Here is a 14,222-nt window from a genome sequence, read left to right as displayed (position 1 = left end):
GAGGGGTGGGGGTCCCGGCGAAGCCGGCAAAAACGACTCATATGCAATAACGCTAACCTTTGCTGGGAAGAGAGGGTGCGCGGACACTGCACACCACCTCAACGGCCACACAGGAACCGGATGGCGAAGATCCCCCTGAAACTCGACCAGATCATCGACACCGCCAACCTCAGGGCGGAGCTTGACACCCTTGCAGAGAAGGGCAAGCCCGGCTCCCCCGAGACGCGGACCTGCGTGATGAAGCTCCTCAAGGCCTGCCTCGCCGATGGCCAAAAGACCGCCGAGACCATGCTCGCCGAGGACGGCGGCGGCACCGCCTGCGCCATCCGCCTTTCTCACCTGATGGACGAGATCGTCCACGCCGTTCACGATTTCGCCGCCGCCTACGTCTATCCCTCGGAGAACCGCTCCGCCGCCGAACGCATGGCCATCGTCGCCGTCGGCGGGTATGGCCGCGGCACACTTGCGCCCGGCTCCGACGTCGACCTCCTGATCCTGCTTCCCTACAAGCAGACGCCCTGGGGCGAGCAGGTGGCCGAATACATTCTCTACATGCTGTGGGACATGGGTCTGAAGGTCGGGCACGCAACCCGCAACATCGACGAGTGCATCCGCCACGCGCGTACCGACATCACCATCCGCACTGCCGTTCTGGAGGCCCGCTTCATCTGCGGCGACCGGACGCTCTACGACGATCTCGTCGCCCGCTTCGACAAGGAGATCGTCAAGGACACGGGCGCGGAATACATCCAGGCCAAGCTTGCCGAGCGCGATCAGCGCCACGCCAAGGTCGGCGAGAGCCGTTATCTCGTCGAGCCCAACGTCAAGGACGGCAAGGGCGGCCTGCGCGACCTCCACACCCTCTTCTGGATCGGCAAATACTATTATCGTGTGCGCGAGGCCGAGGAGTTGGTGGAAAAAGGTGTCTTCACCCGTCGCGAATACCTCCAGTTCCACAAGGCGGAGGATTTCCTCTGGGCCGTGCGCTGCCACATGCACTTCCTCACCGGCAAGGCGGAAGAGCGGCTGCACTTCGACATCCAGCCCGACATTGCCGAGCGGCTGGGCTACACCAGCCACCCCGGCCTCTCCCCCGTCGAGCGCTTCATGAAGCACTACTTCCTCACCGCCAAGTCGGTGGGTGACCTGACGCGCATCTTCTGCGCCGCTCTTGAGGAAGAGCAGGCCAAGCACGTGCCCGGCTTCAACCGCATCTTCCTCACCTTCTCGCGCCGGAAGCGCAAGCTCGCCGGCACCAGCGACTTCATCGTCGACAACCATCGCATCAACATCGCCGACGAGGGCGTCTTCGAGCGCGACCCCGTCAACATGCTGCGTCTCTTCTGGTTCGCCGACCGTCATGGGCTGGAGCATCACCCGGACGCGCTGAAGCTGCTCACCCGTTCGCTCAACCTGATCGACCGCAACCTTCGCCGTGACAAAGAGGCGAACCGCCTCTTCATGGACCTGCTCACTTCCGACCGCGATCCCGAGCTCAACATGCGCCGCATGAACGAGGCCGGCGTGCTCGGCAAGCTCATCCCCGATTTCAACAAGATCGTGGCGATGATGCAGTTCTCCATGTACCACCATTATACGGTCGACGAGCACTTGATCCGCTGCCTCGGCGTTCTGGCCGAGATCGAGCGCGGCGAGGACGAGAAGGTCCACCCGCTCGCCCACTCGCTTTTGCCGGGGCTCAAATCCTGGCGCGCGGTGCTGTACACGACGATGCTCTTCCACGACATCGCCAAGGGCCGGCCGGAGGACCATTCCGTCGCCGGCGCCCGCATCGCCCGCCGGCTGTGCCCGCATATGGGCTTCGAAAAGGCCGAGACGGAGATGATCGCCTGGCTCATCGAGCAGCATCTCGCCATGTCCATGACGGCGCAGATGCGCGATCTCAACGACCGCAAGACCATCCAGGATTTCGCCGATATCGTGCAATCGGTTGAAAGGCTGAAGCTCTTGCTCGTCGTCACCGTCTGCGACATCCGCGGCGTCGGTCCCGGCGTGTGGAACGGCTGGAAGGGCCAACTCCTGCGCACTCTCTACTACGAGACCGAGCTTCTTCTCACCGGCGGCTTCTCGGAAGCTTCCCGCGCTGCCAGGGCCGAGGCCGCGCGCGCCGCGCTTGCCGAGGCGCTGCACAAGGCCGGCTGGGAAGAAGCGGACGCCCGCCGCTACATCGCCCTTCACTACGAGAACTACCTCCTGGCGGTAGACCAGGAAGACCAGGTGCGCCACACCGAGTTCATCCGTGCCGCCGACCGGCAGGACAGGGCGCTTTCCACCATGGTCAAGCCACACAGCTTCGAGGCGGTCACCGAGATCACGGTGCTGGCGCCCGACCACCCGCGCCTTCTCTCCGTCATCGCCGGCGCGTGTGCCGCGGCCGGCGCCAACATCGTCGACGCGCAGGTCTTCACCACCACCGACGGCCGCGCGCTCGACACCATCCTCATCAGCCGCGAGTTCGACTATGACGACGACGAGCGCCGCCGCGCCCGGCGCGTCGGCCGTCTCATCGAGGACGTGCTGTCCGGCAAGGAATATCTGCCCAACGTTCTGGAAAAGCGCACCAAGCCGAAGCGGGGCGCGAAAACCTTCCGCATCGAGCCGCGCGCCGAAGTCCGCAACACGCTGTCGAACCGCTTCTCCGTCGTCGAGGTGGAGTGCCTTGACCGCCCGGGCCTCCTCTCCGAGGTCACCGGCGCCCTCTCCGACCTGTCGCTCGACATCGCCTCGGCCCACATCACCACCTTTGGCGAGAAGGTCATCGACACCTTCTACGTCACCGATCTGACGGGCGCGAAGATCGAAAACCCCGACCGCCTCACCGCCATCCGCCAGGAGCTCCTGGAGGTGCTGGAGAAGGGGCCGGCAAAGCGCGGCAACCACCGGGCGCGGGCGAAGACGGTGGTTGCATGAGGCGGGCAGGCGAAGGGGAAGGTTAGGTGGAAGCGTGCATGCGTGAGAATATCGGCACTCCTTCGCGCCCCCCTCTGTCCTGCCGGACATCTCCCCCACGAGGGGGAAGATTGGCGGTGGCTTCGCTGACGCTCGATTCCCAGCTCCGCAGAATAGGCGCGGCGGGCATGAAAGCTGATCTCCCCCCTTGTGGGGGAGATGCCCGGCAGGGCAGAGGGGGGCGCCAAGGAGTGCCGGCCTTCCCAGTCAGCCAAACCGCCGCCCACATCTCCAGGACCCCCAGCCCATGAGCCTCGTCGCCAAATTCGCCAGCGTCGGCAGCGCCACGATGGCAAGCCGCATTCTCGGCTTCGCCCGCGAGGCGCTGGTGGCCGCCGCGCTTGGCGCCGGCCCCGTCACCGACGCCTTCTACGCCGCCTTCCGCTTCCCCAATCTGTTCCGTCGTCTCTTTGCCGAAGGTGCCTTCAACACCGCCTTCATCCCGCTCTTCTCCAAGGAGTTGGAGGGCGGCGGCATGGAGGCGGCAAGGAAGTTCGGCGAAGACGTGCTGGCCGTCCTGCTGACAGCCCTTCTGGCGCTCTCGGCGCTCGCCATGATCTTCATGCCCTTCCTGGTCGGCACCATCGTGGCGCCGGGCTTCGCCGATACGCCGGAAAAATTCGACCTCACCGTCGTCATGACGCGCGTCATGTTCCCCTATCTTCTCTTCATGTCGCTGGTGGCCATGCTGTCGGGCGTCATGAACGCCATGCGCAAGTTCTTCCTTGCAGCCCTTGCCCCGGTGCTTCTCAACGTCATCCTCATCGCGGTGCTGGCCACCGCGCTCTCAGTGGAGTTGCCGGCGCGCACCACCGGCCTGTGGCTCGCCTGGGGCGTCTTTGCCTCCGGCATCGCCCAGCTTCTCATTCTCGTCGTCGCCGTGCGCCGCGCCGGCTTCACCATACGCCTGCATGTGCCTCGCCTCACCCCCGCCGTGCGCCGCCTCCTGGTCCTGATGGCGCCAGCGCTCATCACCGGCGGCATCATGCAGATCAACCTGCTCGTCGGTCAGATCATCGCCTCCGTCCAGGACAAGGCGATCGCGCTCCTGAACTTCGCCGACCGCATCAACCAACTGCCCTTGGGCGTCATCGGCATCGCCGTCGGCGTCGTCCTCTTGCCGGAACTGGCACGCGCCCTGAAGGCGGGCGATCAGAGGGAAGCGCAGCACCTGCAGAACCGCTCCCTGGAATTCGCCCTCGGCCTCACCGTGCCGGCGGCGGTGGGCTTGATGATCATCCCCGCTCCGATCGTCGGCCTCCTCTACGAGCGCGGCGAGTTCACCGCCCTCGACACGCAGATGACCGCCGCCGCCCTTGCCGCCTTCGCCTCTGGCTTGCCGGCCTATGTGCTGACCAAGGTTTTCCAGCCCGGCTTCTTCGCCCGCGAGGATATGAAGACGCCGATGTGGTTCTCGCTCGTCACCGTCATCGTCAACATCGCGCTCAGCCTCGCGCTCTTCCCGCTCTACGGCCACGTCGCCATCGCACTCGCCACCTCCCTCTCGTCCTGGGTCAACGTCGTCCTGCTCTCCGGCACCTTGTGGCGGCGCAACGATTTCCGCCCGTCGGCCGTCACCAGCCGCCGCATCGTCATGATCCTCGTCTCCAGCGCCCTCATGGGCGGCGTTGCCTATGGCCTCGACGCGGTGCTCCTCGCTCCGCAGCAAGGCGCCGCCCTGCCTCTGCGCGCCGCGGCGGTGCTGTTCGTCGTTGCCGCAGCAGTGATCGCCTATCTCGCCCTTGCCGTCCTCACGGGTGCCGTCGACCGCACGGAGCTAAGGGCGGCGATGAGGCGCCGCGGGGCTTGATTGCGCCCGCCGCCTCGTCCATAAGCCCCACGCGCAAAAGCGCCATTCGGATCTTCAGGATTTCTCCATGAGTGAGTTTAAGGTGAGTGAGTTCAGGCAGCTCGTCTTTTCCGGAGTGCAGCCCACCGGCAACCTCCACCTCGGCAATTATCTCGGCGCCCTGCAGAAGTTCGTCGCCCTGCAGGATGTCTACGAATGCATCTACTGCGTCGTCGACCTCCATTCCCTGACCGCCACCCTGGTCCATGACGACCTGGCCGACCAGACGCGCGCCATCGCCGCCGCCTACCTCGCCAGCGGCCTCGACCCGAAGAAGAACATCATCTTCAACCAGTCCCGCGTGCCCCAGCACGCCGAGCTTGCCTGGATCTTCAACTGCGTCGCCCGCATCGGCTGGATGAACCGGATGACCCAGTTCAAGGACAAGGCCGGCAAGGACCGTGAGAACGCTTCCCTCGGCCTGCTCGCCTATCCGAGCCTCATGGCCGCCGACATCCTGCTCTACCGCGCCACCCACGTGCCGGTGGGCGAGGACCAGAAGCAGCATCTGGAGCTGGCCCGCGACATCGCCCAGAAATTCAACAATGACTTCTCGAAGCGTATCGCGGCGCTTGGCTACGGCGTGGAAATGGACGTGGGCGAGGAGCGCGTCAACGGCTTCTTCCCGCTTACCGAGCCGCTCATCGAGGGGCCGGCCACCCGCATCATGAGCTTGCGCGACGGCACCAAGAAGATGTCGAAGTCCGACCCATCGGACCTCTCGCGCATCAACCTGTCCGACGACGCCGATGCCATCGCCCGCAAGATCAGGAAGGCCAAGACGGACCCCGATCCCCTGCCGGGCGACCTCGAAGGCCTTGCCGGACGCCCCGAGGCCGAGAACCTTGTCGGCATCTACGCCGCCCTTGCCGGCGTTCCGCGCGGCACGGTGATTGCGGAGTTCGGCGGCCGCCAGTTCTCCGATTTCAAGCCGGCGCTCGCCGAACTGGCGGTTGAGAAGCTGGCGCCGATCAACGCGGAGATGCGCCGCATCTCGGCCGACCCGGCTTATGTCGACGGGGTCCTGCGCGACGGCGGCGAGCGCGCCGGCGCCCGCGCCGAGGCAACCATGAAAAAGGTGCACGAGATCATCGGGCTCCTGGCCGACTAGAACTACAACTACACGCGGCTTGCCGCCCGCCCTCACCGGTGGCAGATTGCGCCACGGGTGGGCAGGTTCCACCCGTTTGAAGAAGAGGCATGCATGGTCTCCAAACGTCTGAGCCGGGAAGCCGGCCACAAGCGCAAGTTCCTTGCCATCGTCGACGACACGCCCGAGTGCGAGCGCGCTGTGGCCTATGCCGCCCGCCGGGCACGTTCCACCAACGGCTCCGTCGCCCTTCTCTTCATCATCGAGCCGGGCGACTTCCAGCATTGGCTGGGCGTAGAGCAGATCATGCGCGAGGATGCCATGGCAGCCGCCAACGCCGCGCTCGACACCTATGCCGCGAAAATTCGCGAAACGATCGGCGTCGAGCCGGAACTGGTCATCCGTGAAGGCAAGCCCGCCGAGGAGATCCACAAGCTCATCGAAGAAGACCAGGACATCGCCATTCTCGTGCTTGCCGCCAGCAACGCCAAGGAAGGGCCGGGGCCGCTCGTCTCCTCCATCTCCGGCAAGGGGGCTGCCTTTCCCATCCCCGTTACCGTCGTCCCCGACAGCCTGTCGGACGAGGAGATCGAAAGCCTGGCATGAGCCGTCGCCATACACCATATGCGGCTTGAACCGGGCCGGAGTTCGGCCTATTTTAGAATTGTTCCAAACAAAGGCCCCACGGAGAGACCCCGCCGATGTTCATTCAGACGGAAGCGACCCCCAATCCCGCAACGCTCAAGTTCCTGCCGGGCCGGGTGGTCCTCGAACAAGGCACGGCGGATTTCCGCGATGCCGAGGCGGCACGCGCCGCCTCGCCGCTCGCCGGCCGTCTGTTCGACGTGCCGGGCGTGACCGGCGTCTTCTTCGGCTACGATTTCGTCACCGTCAGCAAGGAGGGCGCGGACTGGCAGCATCTGAAGCCCGCCATCCTCGGCACCATCATGGAGCACTTCATGGCCGGCCAGCCGGTCATGGCCGCCAACGAGACAGGCATGCCGGCGCCGGAGGGCAGTGAGTTCTACGATGCGGCCGACGAGGAGATCGTCGCCACCATCAAGGAGCTCCTGGAAACCCGCGTGCGTCCGGCTGTCGCCCAGGATGGCGGCGACATCACGTTCCGCGGTTACGAGAAGGGCACCGTGTTTCTAAACATGCGTGGTGCCTGTGCCGGCTGCCCGTCCTCGACGGCCACGCTGAAACACGGCATTCAGAACCTGCTGCACCACTTCATCCCCGAGGTGCAGCACGTCGAGCAGGTGGAGATCGGCTGATCAAGGGCAATTCCAGGAAAAGTGGAAACCGGTTTTCCGTCCCGAATTGCGACAAGCGAAGAGTTAGATCGGATCATCGATTCCGTGAAACGATGATCCGATTTAAAAAGAAAACCGGGTCCGAAGACCCGGTTTTCCCGGTAGCCACCGTGTGGCCCGTCTATTGCCGAGACGGTTCATCCCTTCACGATAACTTTTGCACCGATTTCTGTGCGGTTGTAAAGGTCGATGATGTCCTGGTTCAAAAGCCGGATGCAGCCCGAGGACATGGCTTTGCCGATGGAATGCCATTCCGGCGTGCCGTGCAGGCGATAGCCCGTGTCGCCGCCTTTGTTGAAGAGGTAGAGCGCGCGCGCGCCGAGCGGGTTGCTCAGGCCGGGCGGCATGCCGCCGCGCCACTTGGCCAATTCCGGCTGACGCCTGATCATCGGCGCCGGCGGCGTCCAGGTCGGCCATTCGCGCTTCATGGCGACGCGCGCCGTCCCCGACCATTCAAAACCCTCGCGCCCGACGCCGATGCCGTAGCGCATGGCCTTGCCGCCTTCCATCACCAGGTAGAGGAACTTCTCCCTCGTATCGACGATGATGGTGCCCGGCTTCTCGTCCGTCTCAAAGGAGATGATCTGGCGGTGATACTGCCGCGGTATCTTGGTGATCGGCACGCTCGGCAGTTGGTAGCCGGCGTCGGTGACCGCGCCATAGTTGGACGTGAACAGCTGCGCCGGTCCACCCGCGCAACCCACAAGCGCCGCCGAAAGGCCAAGCACGGCGGCGACAAAAAACGGCTTCAATTTCATGAGAAGAATCCAATCCCCCATCGTCATGGGCGTCAAAACAAATACCCATTTTTCGCCATCATTCTTAAAGTGGGCGTTAACAGTTTGCCAAGATAGCATTTGATCCGCCCGCGATACCGCGGGTGCTTGCTTATATGCTATTGCAATTTGGCAACACCTTTTTCCGCCCGATCGCCGACATGGCCGGCCACGCCCGATCTTTTCGACGCCGCCGATAACTGGCATTCTCGCTCCCATGCCCATTGTCTCGCCCTTTCACGCCAATCCGCTGGCAGATGGCCGCCAGTCCGAGCGCGCGCTGGTCATCCGCCGCGGTGTGCAGCGCCTGCTCACCGAGATGGGCTCGGTCGTTCTGCCGGAACTGCCGCTCGCCACCGGGCGCCGGGCCGACCTCGTAGCGCTGACGGCCAAGGGCGACATCTGGGTCATCGAGATCAAGTCATCGATCGAGGACTTCAGAGTGGACCGCAAATGGCCGGAATATCGGCTGCACTCCGACCGCTTCTTCTTCGCCTCCCATCCGGAAGTGCCGACGGAGATATTCCCCGACGACTGCGGCTTCATCCTCTCCGACGGCTACGGCGCCGAGATCCTGCGCGAGGCGCCGGAACACCGGCTGGCTCCGGCCACCCGCAAGGCCCTGATGCTCCGCTTCGCCCGTACGGGCGCGGCGCGCCTGACAGCGGCCGAACTCGCCGGCGTGCCGATACCGATGTTGGACGGGGAGGGGTCTTGAGGAAAGGTGAGCCCGTTCATCCCCAGCCTCGGGCTGCCAAGGAAATGATACCAAGCGCCCTCGTGGTTCGACAAGCTCACCATGAGGGCTACTGGAGGCTCAGCGCCCTTTCACGTCTGGCCAAAGAGGTGAGGTGGCCGGAGAGCTTACCGTATAAGCGGAAGCGGTGACTTCGCAGTAGCCCTCATGGTGAGCTTGTCGAACCACGAGGGCGCTCCGGCGCGTTCCACCCCTTATCGCGGCGCTCTCTTCGCCAATATCCGCTGCAAGGTCCGCCGGTGCATGTTCAGCCGTCGCGCCGTCTCCGACACGTTGCGGTCGCACATCTCATAGACGCGCTGGATGTGCTCCCAGCGCACCCGGTCGGCCGACATCGGGTTTTCCGGCGGCTCGGCCTTCTCGTCGGGCTGGCGGGTGAGTGCCGCATAGATGTCGTCTGCGTCCGCCGGCTTGGAAAGGTAATCCACCGCCCCCAGCTTCACTGCCGTCACGGCGGTAGCGATATTGCCGTAGCCTGTCAGGATGATGGCGCGCGCATCCTCGCGTTTCTCGCGAATGGCCGAGACGACGTCGAGCCCGTTGCCGTCTCCCAGCCGCATGTCGACCACGGCGAAGGCGGGTGCCGCGATCTTCACTTTAGCGAGCGCCTCGGACACCGACTCCGCCGTCTCCACGTCGAATCCACGGCCCTCCATCGCCCGCGCCAACCGCACCAGGAAGGGGTGGTCGTCGTCGACGATGAGCAGGGAGCGCTCGTCGCCCGGAATGGTGTCGGCCTGGTCTGTTGCTGCTTCGGTCATCGTTCACTCGCTCTTTTGAGGCTAGATAGCCCTACGAGCTGGTTTTTTCCAGCTTTTCAGCCCCACGAAAAGGAACCGTCGGCCGTCAGGAACCGCTCGCGCGCCCAGCGGACCTCCACCGTCGCCCCCTTGCCCTTGTCGCCGGCGTTCGCGAATTCGATCGTCGCGCCCGAGCGCTCCAGAAGCGTCTTGGCGATGAACAGCCCCAGCCCCAACCCACCGCTGGAGCTGCTGGCCTGCCGCCGCGACATGTACGGCTCGCCGATACGATCGATGATGTCGGCGGGAAATCCCGGCCCGTCGTCGGTGATGGAGATGCTCACTGTCTCGGCGTCCCAGGACCATTTGACGCTCACCACCTCGCGCGCGAAGTCGACCGCGTTCTCCATCAGGTTGCCAAGCCCGTAAAGGACGCCGGGGTTGCGCCGGCCGACCGGCTCCGGCCCTTCCGTCTCGCCGGGCTCCAGCCGGATCTCGATGCCGAAATCGCGGTGCGGTGCCGCCGTCTCCTCGATCAGCGAGGTCAGCGGCAGCCGCGCCATATGCGCCTCGCCCTCCGACGAAAGGCTGGTCAATCGCCTCAGGATCTCGCGGCAGCGCTCGCTCTGCGAGCGCAGGAGCGTCACGTCCTCCTGGTAGCGCGGATCCTGGCCGAGTGCCTTTTCCATCTCGCGTGCCACCAGCGCGATGGTCGCCAGCGGCGTTCCCAGCTCGTGCGCCGCCGCCGCCGCCAGCCCGTCAAGCGCCGAGATATGCTGCTCGCGCTGCAGCACCAGCTCCGTCGCCGCCAGCGCGTTGGCAAGCAACCGCGCCTCCTCGGCCACGCGATAGGCATAGATACCGGTGAAGGTGATGGATGAGGTAACGGCGATCCACATGCCCGCAACGTAGAGGAAGGGCATCGCAAGCTCGGTGCCGGGGTACCAGGGCAGCGGCATGTGGAAGAAGGCAAGCAGGCTCGCCAGCCCGATGACGAAAAGCCCGAGGAGGCTGGTCCACAGGAGCGGCAGCGAGGTGGCCGAGATCACCACCGGCACCGTCATCAGGAGCGAGAAGGGGTTGGTGAGCCCGCCCGTCAGGAACAGGAGCCCGACAAGCTGCAAGGCGTCGAAGGTGAGGATGGCAAGCGCCGACAGCGGCGGCAGAAGGTGCGAGGCGGGAAAGCGGAAGGTGAGATAGAGGTTGAGCCAGGCCGAAGCCGCGATCAGCACGAAGCACGGTCCCACCGGCAGCGGGAACCCCAACCAGAAGGCCACCACCAGCACGGCAGCACTCTGACCGACGATGGCGAGCCATCTTAACCGGATAAGCGTGGCGAGCCGGAGGCTGCGGCCGTAGCGGGTATGGGGTGTTCTCAGTTCTTCCAGCATCGGCGTCTTTATGGGCGGTGCGGCGCGGTTGGCCAAGTTTTATTTGGGGCGCGGCGTACCCGGCTCCCCTCCCCCTTGCGGGGAGGGGTAAAGGGGGGGTGGCCGCGCTCGTGTGCCGTCGTTGGCGATTACCCCAACCCAGGCCCCACCAGGGAGACGCCGGCGCCCGTCGCCACGACCCCCACCCCTTACCCCTCCCCGCAAGGGGGAGGGGAGCCGGATACGTCGCGCTCCCCCTACCTCCCCCGCGGCTTCGCCCGCTTCGTGGCCGCTGCCGCCGCCGGGTCTTCCGGCCATACATGCTTCGGATACCGCCCGCGCATCTCCGCCCGCACATCCGCCCACGAGCCACGCCAGAACCCTGGAAGATCCCGGGTCTTCTGGATCGGCCGCTGCGCCGGCGACAGAAGCTCCAGCGTCAGCGGAACGCCGCCCGTCGTCGGATGCTCGGTCAGCCCGAAAAGCTCCTGCACCCGCACGGCCAGCACGGCTTCTGCGCTCTCGTAGCGGATGGGAAGCCGGCTCCCCGTCGGCGCGGTGAAGTGGCTCGGCGCCTCGGCCTCCACCCGCCGCTGCAAGTCGTAGGGCACCAGTGCCATCAGCCCCTCGCCGAGCGCCCGCCCGGAGATGGCGGAAAGCGCCGCCTCGCCCTTCAGGAAAGGCAAAAGCCATTCCTCCAGCCGCGCCATCAGCGCCTCATCCTCCACATCCGGCCAAGGCGCCCCCTTCGTGGCCCGCAGGAAGGCAAGCCGCGCCCTCAGCGCCTCTGCCTCCCTGTTCCAGGGCAGAATGCCGAGCCCATGCGCATGCACCGCATCGAGAATGGCCCGGTCCGCCGCCTCGCCCCTTGGCGCCGGCAAGGCCCTCTCGCCAAGCACGATGGCGCCGAGACGCCGCGTCTCGCGCTGTCGCACCACGCCCTTCTCGCGGTCGAACAGCGTCTCCACCTGCACCTCGACGCGATGGCCGAGGCCGGCAACCGTCTCCTCCTCGCTCACCACCGCCGCCGCGGCGATGCGGGCATTGCGCGCCTGGCCCTTGAGGTCGGCCACCACGAGGAACGGCTCGCGCGCCAGCCGCTCGGCGGGGTCGAGCCTGCCCCCGCGCCCGTTGGCCAATACGAAACGCCCGTATTCACCGCGCGCCTTGGCCACCCGGTCCGGCCAGGCATGAAGAAGCAGAGGCCCCGCCGCGCTCTCCGCGTCCTGCTGCCCGCCGCCCGCCGCCTGCGCCAGCCGCTCGGCCAGCCCCCGTGCCGCCTGCGCCCGCTGACCGCGCTCGGTAGCGAAGCGCGAAAGCCGCTCGTCGAGATCGACGCTGTTGCCGCCCAGCCCGCGCTCGGAGAGGATGACGGCCAGCCGCGCCGCGGCCAATGCCTGGCTTTTCCTGGCCGCCACCGTCACCATATGCGCCAGCCGCACCGGCAGGGCGAGCCGGCGCATCGCCGCCCCGTCCTCCGTCAGCCTTCCCGCCGCATCGAGCGCCCCCAACGTGCGCAAAAGCGCGCGCGCCTCGTTGAGCGCAGCTTGCGGCGGCGGATCGAGAAAGGCGAGGCTTTCCGGATCGGTAACGCCGAAGGCGGCGCAGTCGAGCAGCAGGCCGGAAAGGTCGGCCTCCAATATCTCCGGCGGCGTGAAGGCAGGCAGCGCCGCGGTCTGTTCCTTGCGCCACAACCGCAGCGCCAGGCCCGGCGCGGTGCGCCCCGCGCGGCCGGCCCGCTGGTCGGCCGAAGCGCGGGAGACGCGCACCGTCTCAAGCCGCGTCAGCCCCGTATCCGGCTCGTATCTCGGCAGGCGGGAAAGCCCGCTGTCCACCACCGCCGTCACGCCGTCGATGGTGACCGAGGTCTCGGCGATCGCCGTCGCCAGCACGACCTTGCGCCGCCCCTTTGGTGCCGGCCGAATGGCCGCGTCCTGCGCCTTGCCGTCGAGGCCGCCATGCAGCGGCGCAAGATCGACCGCCTCCGGCAAGTGGCCGGCAAGCGCTTCCTGCGTGCGCGCGATCTCGCGCTGGCCCGGCAGGAAGGCAAGCACGCCGCCGGCGCCGTCCGCCACAAGCTGCCGCACCGCGCCCGCCACGGCGTCTTCCATCGCCCTGTCCGGCGCCCGCTCCGCATAGCGTATTTCGACGGGAAAGCTGCGCCCCGCGCTCTCCAGGACCGGCGCTCCGTCCATAAGCTCGGCCACCCGCGCCCCGTCCAGGGTCGCCGACATGACGAGAAGCCGCAAATCCGGCCGCAGCGCCCCCTTCACGTCGAGCGCCAGCGCCAGCGCGAAATCCCCGTCCAGCGAGCGCTCGTGAAACTCGTCGAATATCACCGCCGAGACCCCTTCGAGCCCCGGATCGTCAATGATCATCCGCGCCATCACCCCCTCGGTGGCGACCAGGATGCGTGTCCGCGCCGAGACCTTGCGCTCCATGCGCATGGCATAGCCCACCCTGCCGCCCGGCTCCTCGCCGAGGAGTGAGGCCATGCGCCGCGCCGCCGCCCGCGCCGCAAGCCGTCTTGGCTCCAGAAGCACGATGCGCCCGCCCTGGCTCCACACCTCGTCGAGAAGCGTCAGCGGCACCAGCGTCGTCTTGCCCGCCCCCGGCGGCGCCACCAGCACGGCTTTGCCCTGTGCCTCAAGCGCCTCCCGCAACCTCGGCAGCACCTCCGTGACGGGCAGGTCGGGCAGGGTCCGCGCACTCATTCGCCGATCCGCACGATCTCGCCGCCCGCCGCTTTCGCGTCCGCCTCGTCGTGGGTGACGAGCAGCACCGGCAGGCCGCTTTCGCGCGCCTTGGAAAACACCAGCATGCGCATCTGCTGCCGAAGCTCCATGTCGAGCTTGGAGAACGGTTCGTCGAGCAGAAGCATGCGCGGCTCCGAGACCAGCACCCGCGCCAGCGCCACCCGCGCCTTCTGGCCGCCCGAAAGCGTCGCCGGGTCGCGGTCTCCCATGCCGGCCATCTCCACCCCGGCAAGTGCGGTCTCGGCGTGCCGCAAGCGCTCCGCCCGCCCTTTCACGCTCTCGGGCAGGGCGAACATCAGGTTGCCGGCCACACTCATATGCGGGAAGAGCAGGGGATCCTGAAACAGAATTCCCACATGCCGCTCCTCCGCCGGCAGCGCGGTGATCTCCACCCCGTCCACCAGCGCGCGCCCCCGCGCCGTAAACGCCGGCTCGAGAAAGCCGCCGAGATAGGCAAGCAGGCTCGATTTGCCGGCCCCCGAAGGCCCCATGACCGTCAGCACCTCCCCCGGTGCCACACGGCAGGTGAGCGAGACGAGCACGCGCCCCTCAAGCGCGATCGTCACGCCTTCGAGAAAAAGCCCTTTTTTCGTCAATG

General features: G+C 66.5%; 11 protein-coding genes. 6 read left to right on the top strand and 5 right to left on the bottom strand.

The annotated features are described in order from the left end of the window. The first annotated feature begins 120 nt into the window (after positions 1-120). The 5 genes from GM910_RS15470 to GM910_RS15450 all read left to right on the top strand — a co-directional run bounded on the left by GM910_RS15470 (position 121) and on the right by GM910_RS15450 (position 7,186). Entirely contained in the window at positions 121-2,931 is a 2,811-nt protein-coding gene (locus tag GM910_RS15470; RefSeq protein ID WP_159588762.1) for a [protein-PII] uridylyltransferase, read from the top strand. 286 nt (positions 2,932-3,217) lie between these two features. Further along, the gene (gene murJ, locus GM910_RS15465; RefSeq protein ID WP_159588760.1) at positions 3,218-4,780 is read left to right on the top strand and encodes a murein biosynthesis integral membrane protein MurJ; all 1,563 of its coding nucleotides are present in this window, start codon (positions 3,218-3,220) and stop codon (positions 4,778-4,780) included. Between the two features lie 82 nt (positions 4,781-4,862). After that, positions 4,863-5,930, top strand: a complete 1,068-nt coding sequence (gene trpS / locus GM910_RS15460) for a tryptophan--tRNA ligase (RefSeq protein ID WP_159588816.1) — start codon at positions 4,863-4,865, stop codon at positions 5,928-5,930. A gap of 93 nt (positions 5,931-6,023) precedes the next feature. Then, positions 6,024-6,515, top strand: coding sequence for a universal stress protein (locus tag GM910_RS15455; protein ID WP_159588758.1), 492 nt, complete (start codon positions 6,024-6,026; stop codon positions 6,513-6,515). Positions 6,516-6,610: 95 nt separating this feature from the next. After that, on the top strand, positions 6,611-7,186 hold the full coding sequence (locus GM910_RS15450; RefSeq protein WP_159588756.1) for a NifU family protein: 576 nt from the start codon (positions 6,611-6,613) through the stop codon (positions 7,184-7,186). A 176-nt stretch (positions 7,187-7,362) separates the two neighbouring features. Here the strand turns inward: GM910_RS15450 and GM910_RS15445 are convergent, their stop codons facing one another. Then, the gene (locus GM910_RS15445) at positions 7,363-7,983 is read right to left on the bottom strand and encodes a L,D-transpeptidase (protein ID WP_159588754.1); all 621 of its coding nucleotides are present in this window, start codon (positions 7,981-7,983) and stop codon (positions 7,363-7,365) included. Positions 7,984-8,218: 235 nt separating this feature from the next. Here GM910_RS15445 and GM910_RS15440 point away from each other — a divergent pair, with 235 nt between their 5' ends. Beyond that, positions 8,219-8,719: an MmcB family DNA repair protein gene (locus GM910_RS15440; RefSeq protein ID WP_159588752.1), complete on the top strand. Its 501-nt coding sequence runs from the start codon at positions 8,219-8,221 to the stop codon at positions 8,717-8,719. 233 nt (positions 8,720-8,952) lie between these two features. On the opposite strand, the gene GM910_RS15435 is transcribed toward GM910_RS15440, so the two are convergent. The 4 genes from GM910_RS15435 to GM910_RS15420 all read right to left on the bottom strand — a co-directional run bounded on the left by GM910_RS15435 (position 8,953) and on the right by GM910_RS15420 (position 14,220). After that, a complete protein-coding gene (locus GM910_RS15435; protein ID WP_159588750.1) occupies positions 8,953-9,519 on the bottom strand; it encodes an ActR/PrrA/RegA family redox response regulator transcription factor in 567 nt (188 codons plus the stop codon). Positions 9,520-9,575: 56 nt separating this feature from the next. After that, the gene (locus tag GM910_RS15430) at positions 9,576-10,889 is read right to left on the bottom strand and encodes an ActS/PrrB/RegB family redox-sensitive histidine kinase (RefSeq protein WP_159588748.1); all 1,314 of its coding nucleotides are present in this window, start codon (positions 10,887-10,889) and stop codon (positions 9,576-9,578) included. Between the two features lie 236 nt (positions 10,890-11,125). Next, positions 11,126-13,582 carry an ATP-dependent helicase HrpB gene (gene hrpB / locus GM910_RS15425; RefSeq protein ID WP_159588746.1) on the bottom strand — a complete coding sequence of 819 codons (2,457 nt, stop codon included), beginning with the start codon at positions 13,580-13,582 and terminating at the stop codon, positions 11,126-11,128. Then, complete coding sequence (locus GM910_RS15420; RefSeq protein WP_159588744.1) at positions 13,579-14,220, bottom strand: ATP-binding cassette domain-containing protein; 642 nt, start codon at positions 14,218-14,220, stop codon at positions 13,579-13,581. Before GM910_RS15420 ends, hrpB begins: the two co-directional genes overlap by 4 nt. Between the last annotated feature and the right edge of the window lie 2 nt (positions 14,221-14,222).

The organism is Chelativorans xinjiangensis, from assembly GCF_009812055.1.
Lineage (GTDB): Bacteria > Pseudomonadota > Alphaproteobacteria > Rhizobiales > Rhizobiaceae > Chelativorans > Chelativorans xinjiangense.
Note: the sequence above shows the minus strand (reverse complement) of the source record. Positions and strands in the feature narration are given on the sequence as shown.

Excerpts from the sequence above, each read along its gene's own strand:
- GM910_RS15450 (WP_159588756.1), top strand. The coding sequence starts at position 6,611 with ATGTTCATTCAGACGGAAGCGACCCCCAATCCCGCAACGCTCAAGTTC.
- murJ (WP_159588760.1), top strand. The coding sequence starts at position 3,218 with ATGAGCCTCGTCGCCAAATTCGCCAGCGTCGGCAGCGCCACGATGGCA.
- GM910_RS15435 (WP_159588750.1), bottom strand. The coding sequence starts at position 9,519 with ATGACCGAAGCAGCAACAGACCAGGCCGACACCATTCCGGGCGACGAG.
- GM910_RS15440 (WP_159588752.1), top strand. The coding sequence starts at position 8,219 with ATGCCCATTGTCTCGCCCTTTCACGCCAATCCGCTGGCAGATGGCCGC.
- GM910_RS15455 (WP_159588758.1), top strand. The coding sequence starts at position 6,024 with ATGGTCTCCAAACGTCTGAGCCGGGAAGCCGGCCACAAGCGCAAGTTC.
- hrpB (WP_159588746.1), bottom strand. The coding sequence starts at position 13,582 with ATGAGTGCGCGGACCCTGCCCGACCTGCCCGTCACGGAGGTGCTGCCG.
- GM910_RS15430 (WP_159588748.1), bottom strand. The coding sequence starts at position 10,889 with ATGCTGGAAGAACTGAGAACACCCCATACCCGCTACGGCCGCAGCCTC.
- GM910_RS15470 (WP_159588762.1), top strand. The coding sequence starts at position 121 with ATGGCGAAGATCCCCCTGAAACTCGACCAGATCATCGACACCGCCAAC.
- GM910_RS15445 (WP_159588754.1), bottom strand. The coding sequence starts at position 7,983 with ATGAAATTGAAGCCGTTTTTTGTCGCCGCCGTGCTTGGCCTTTCGGCG.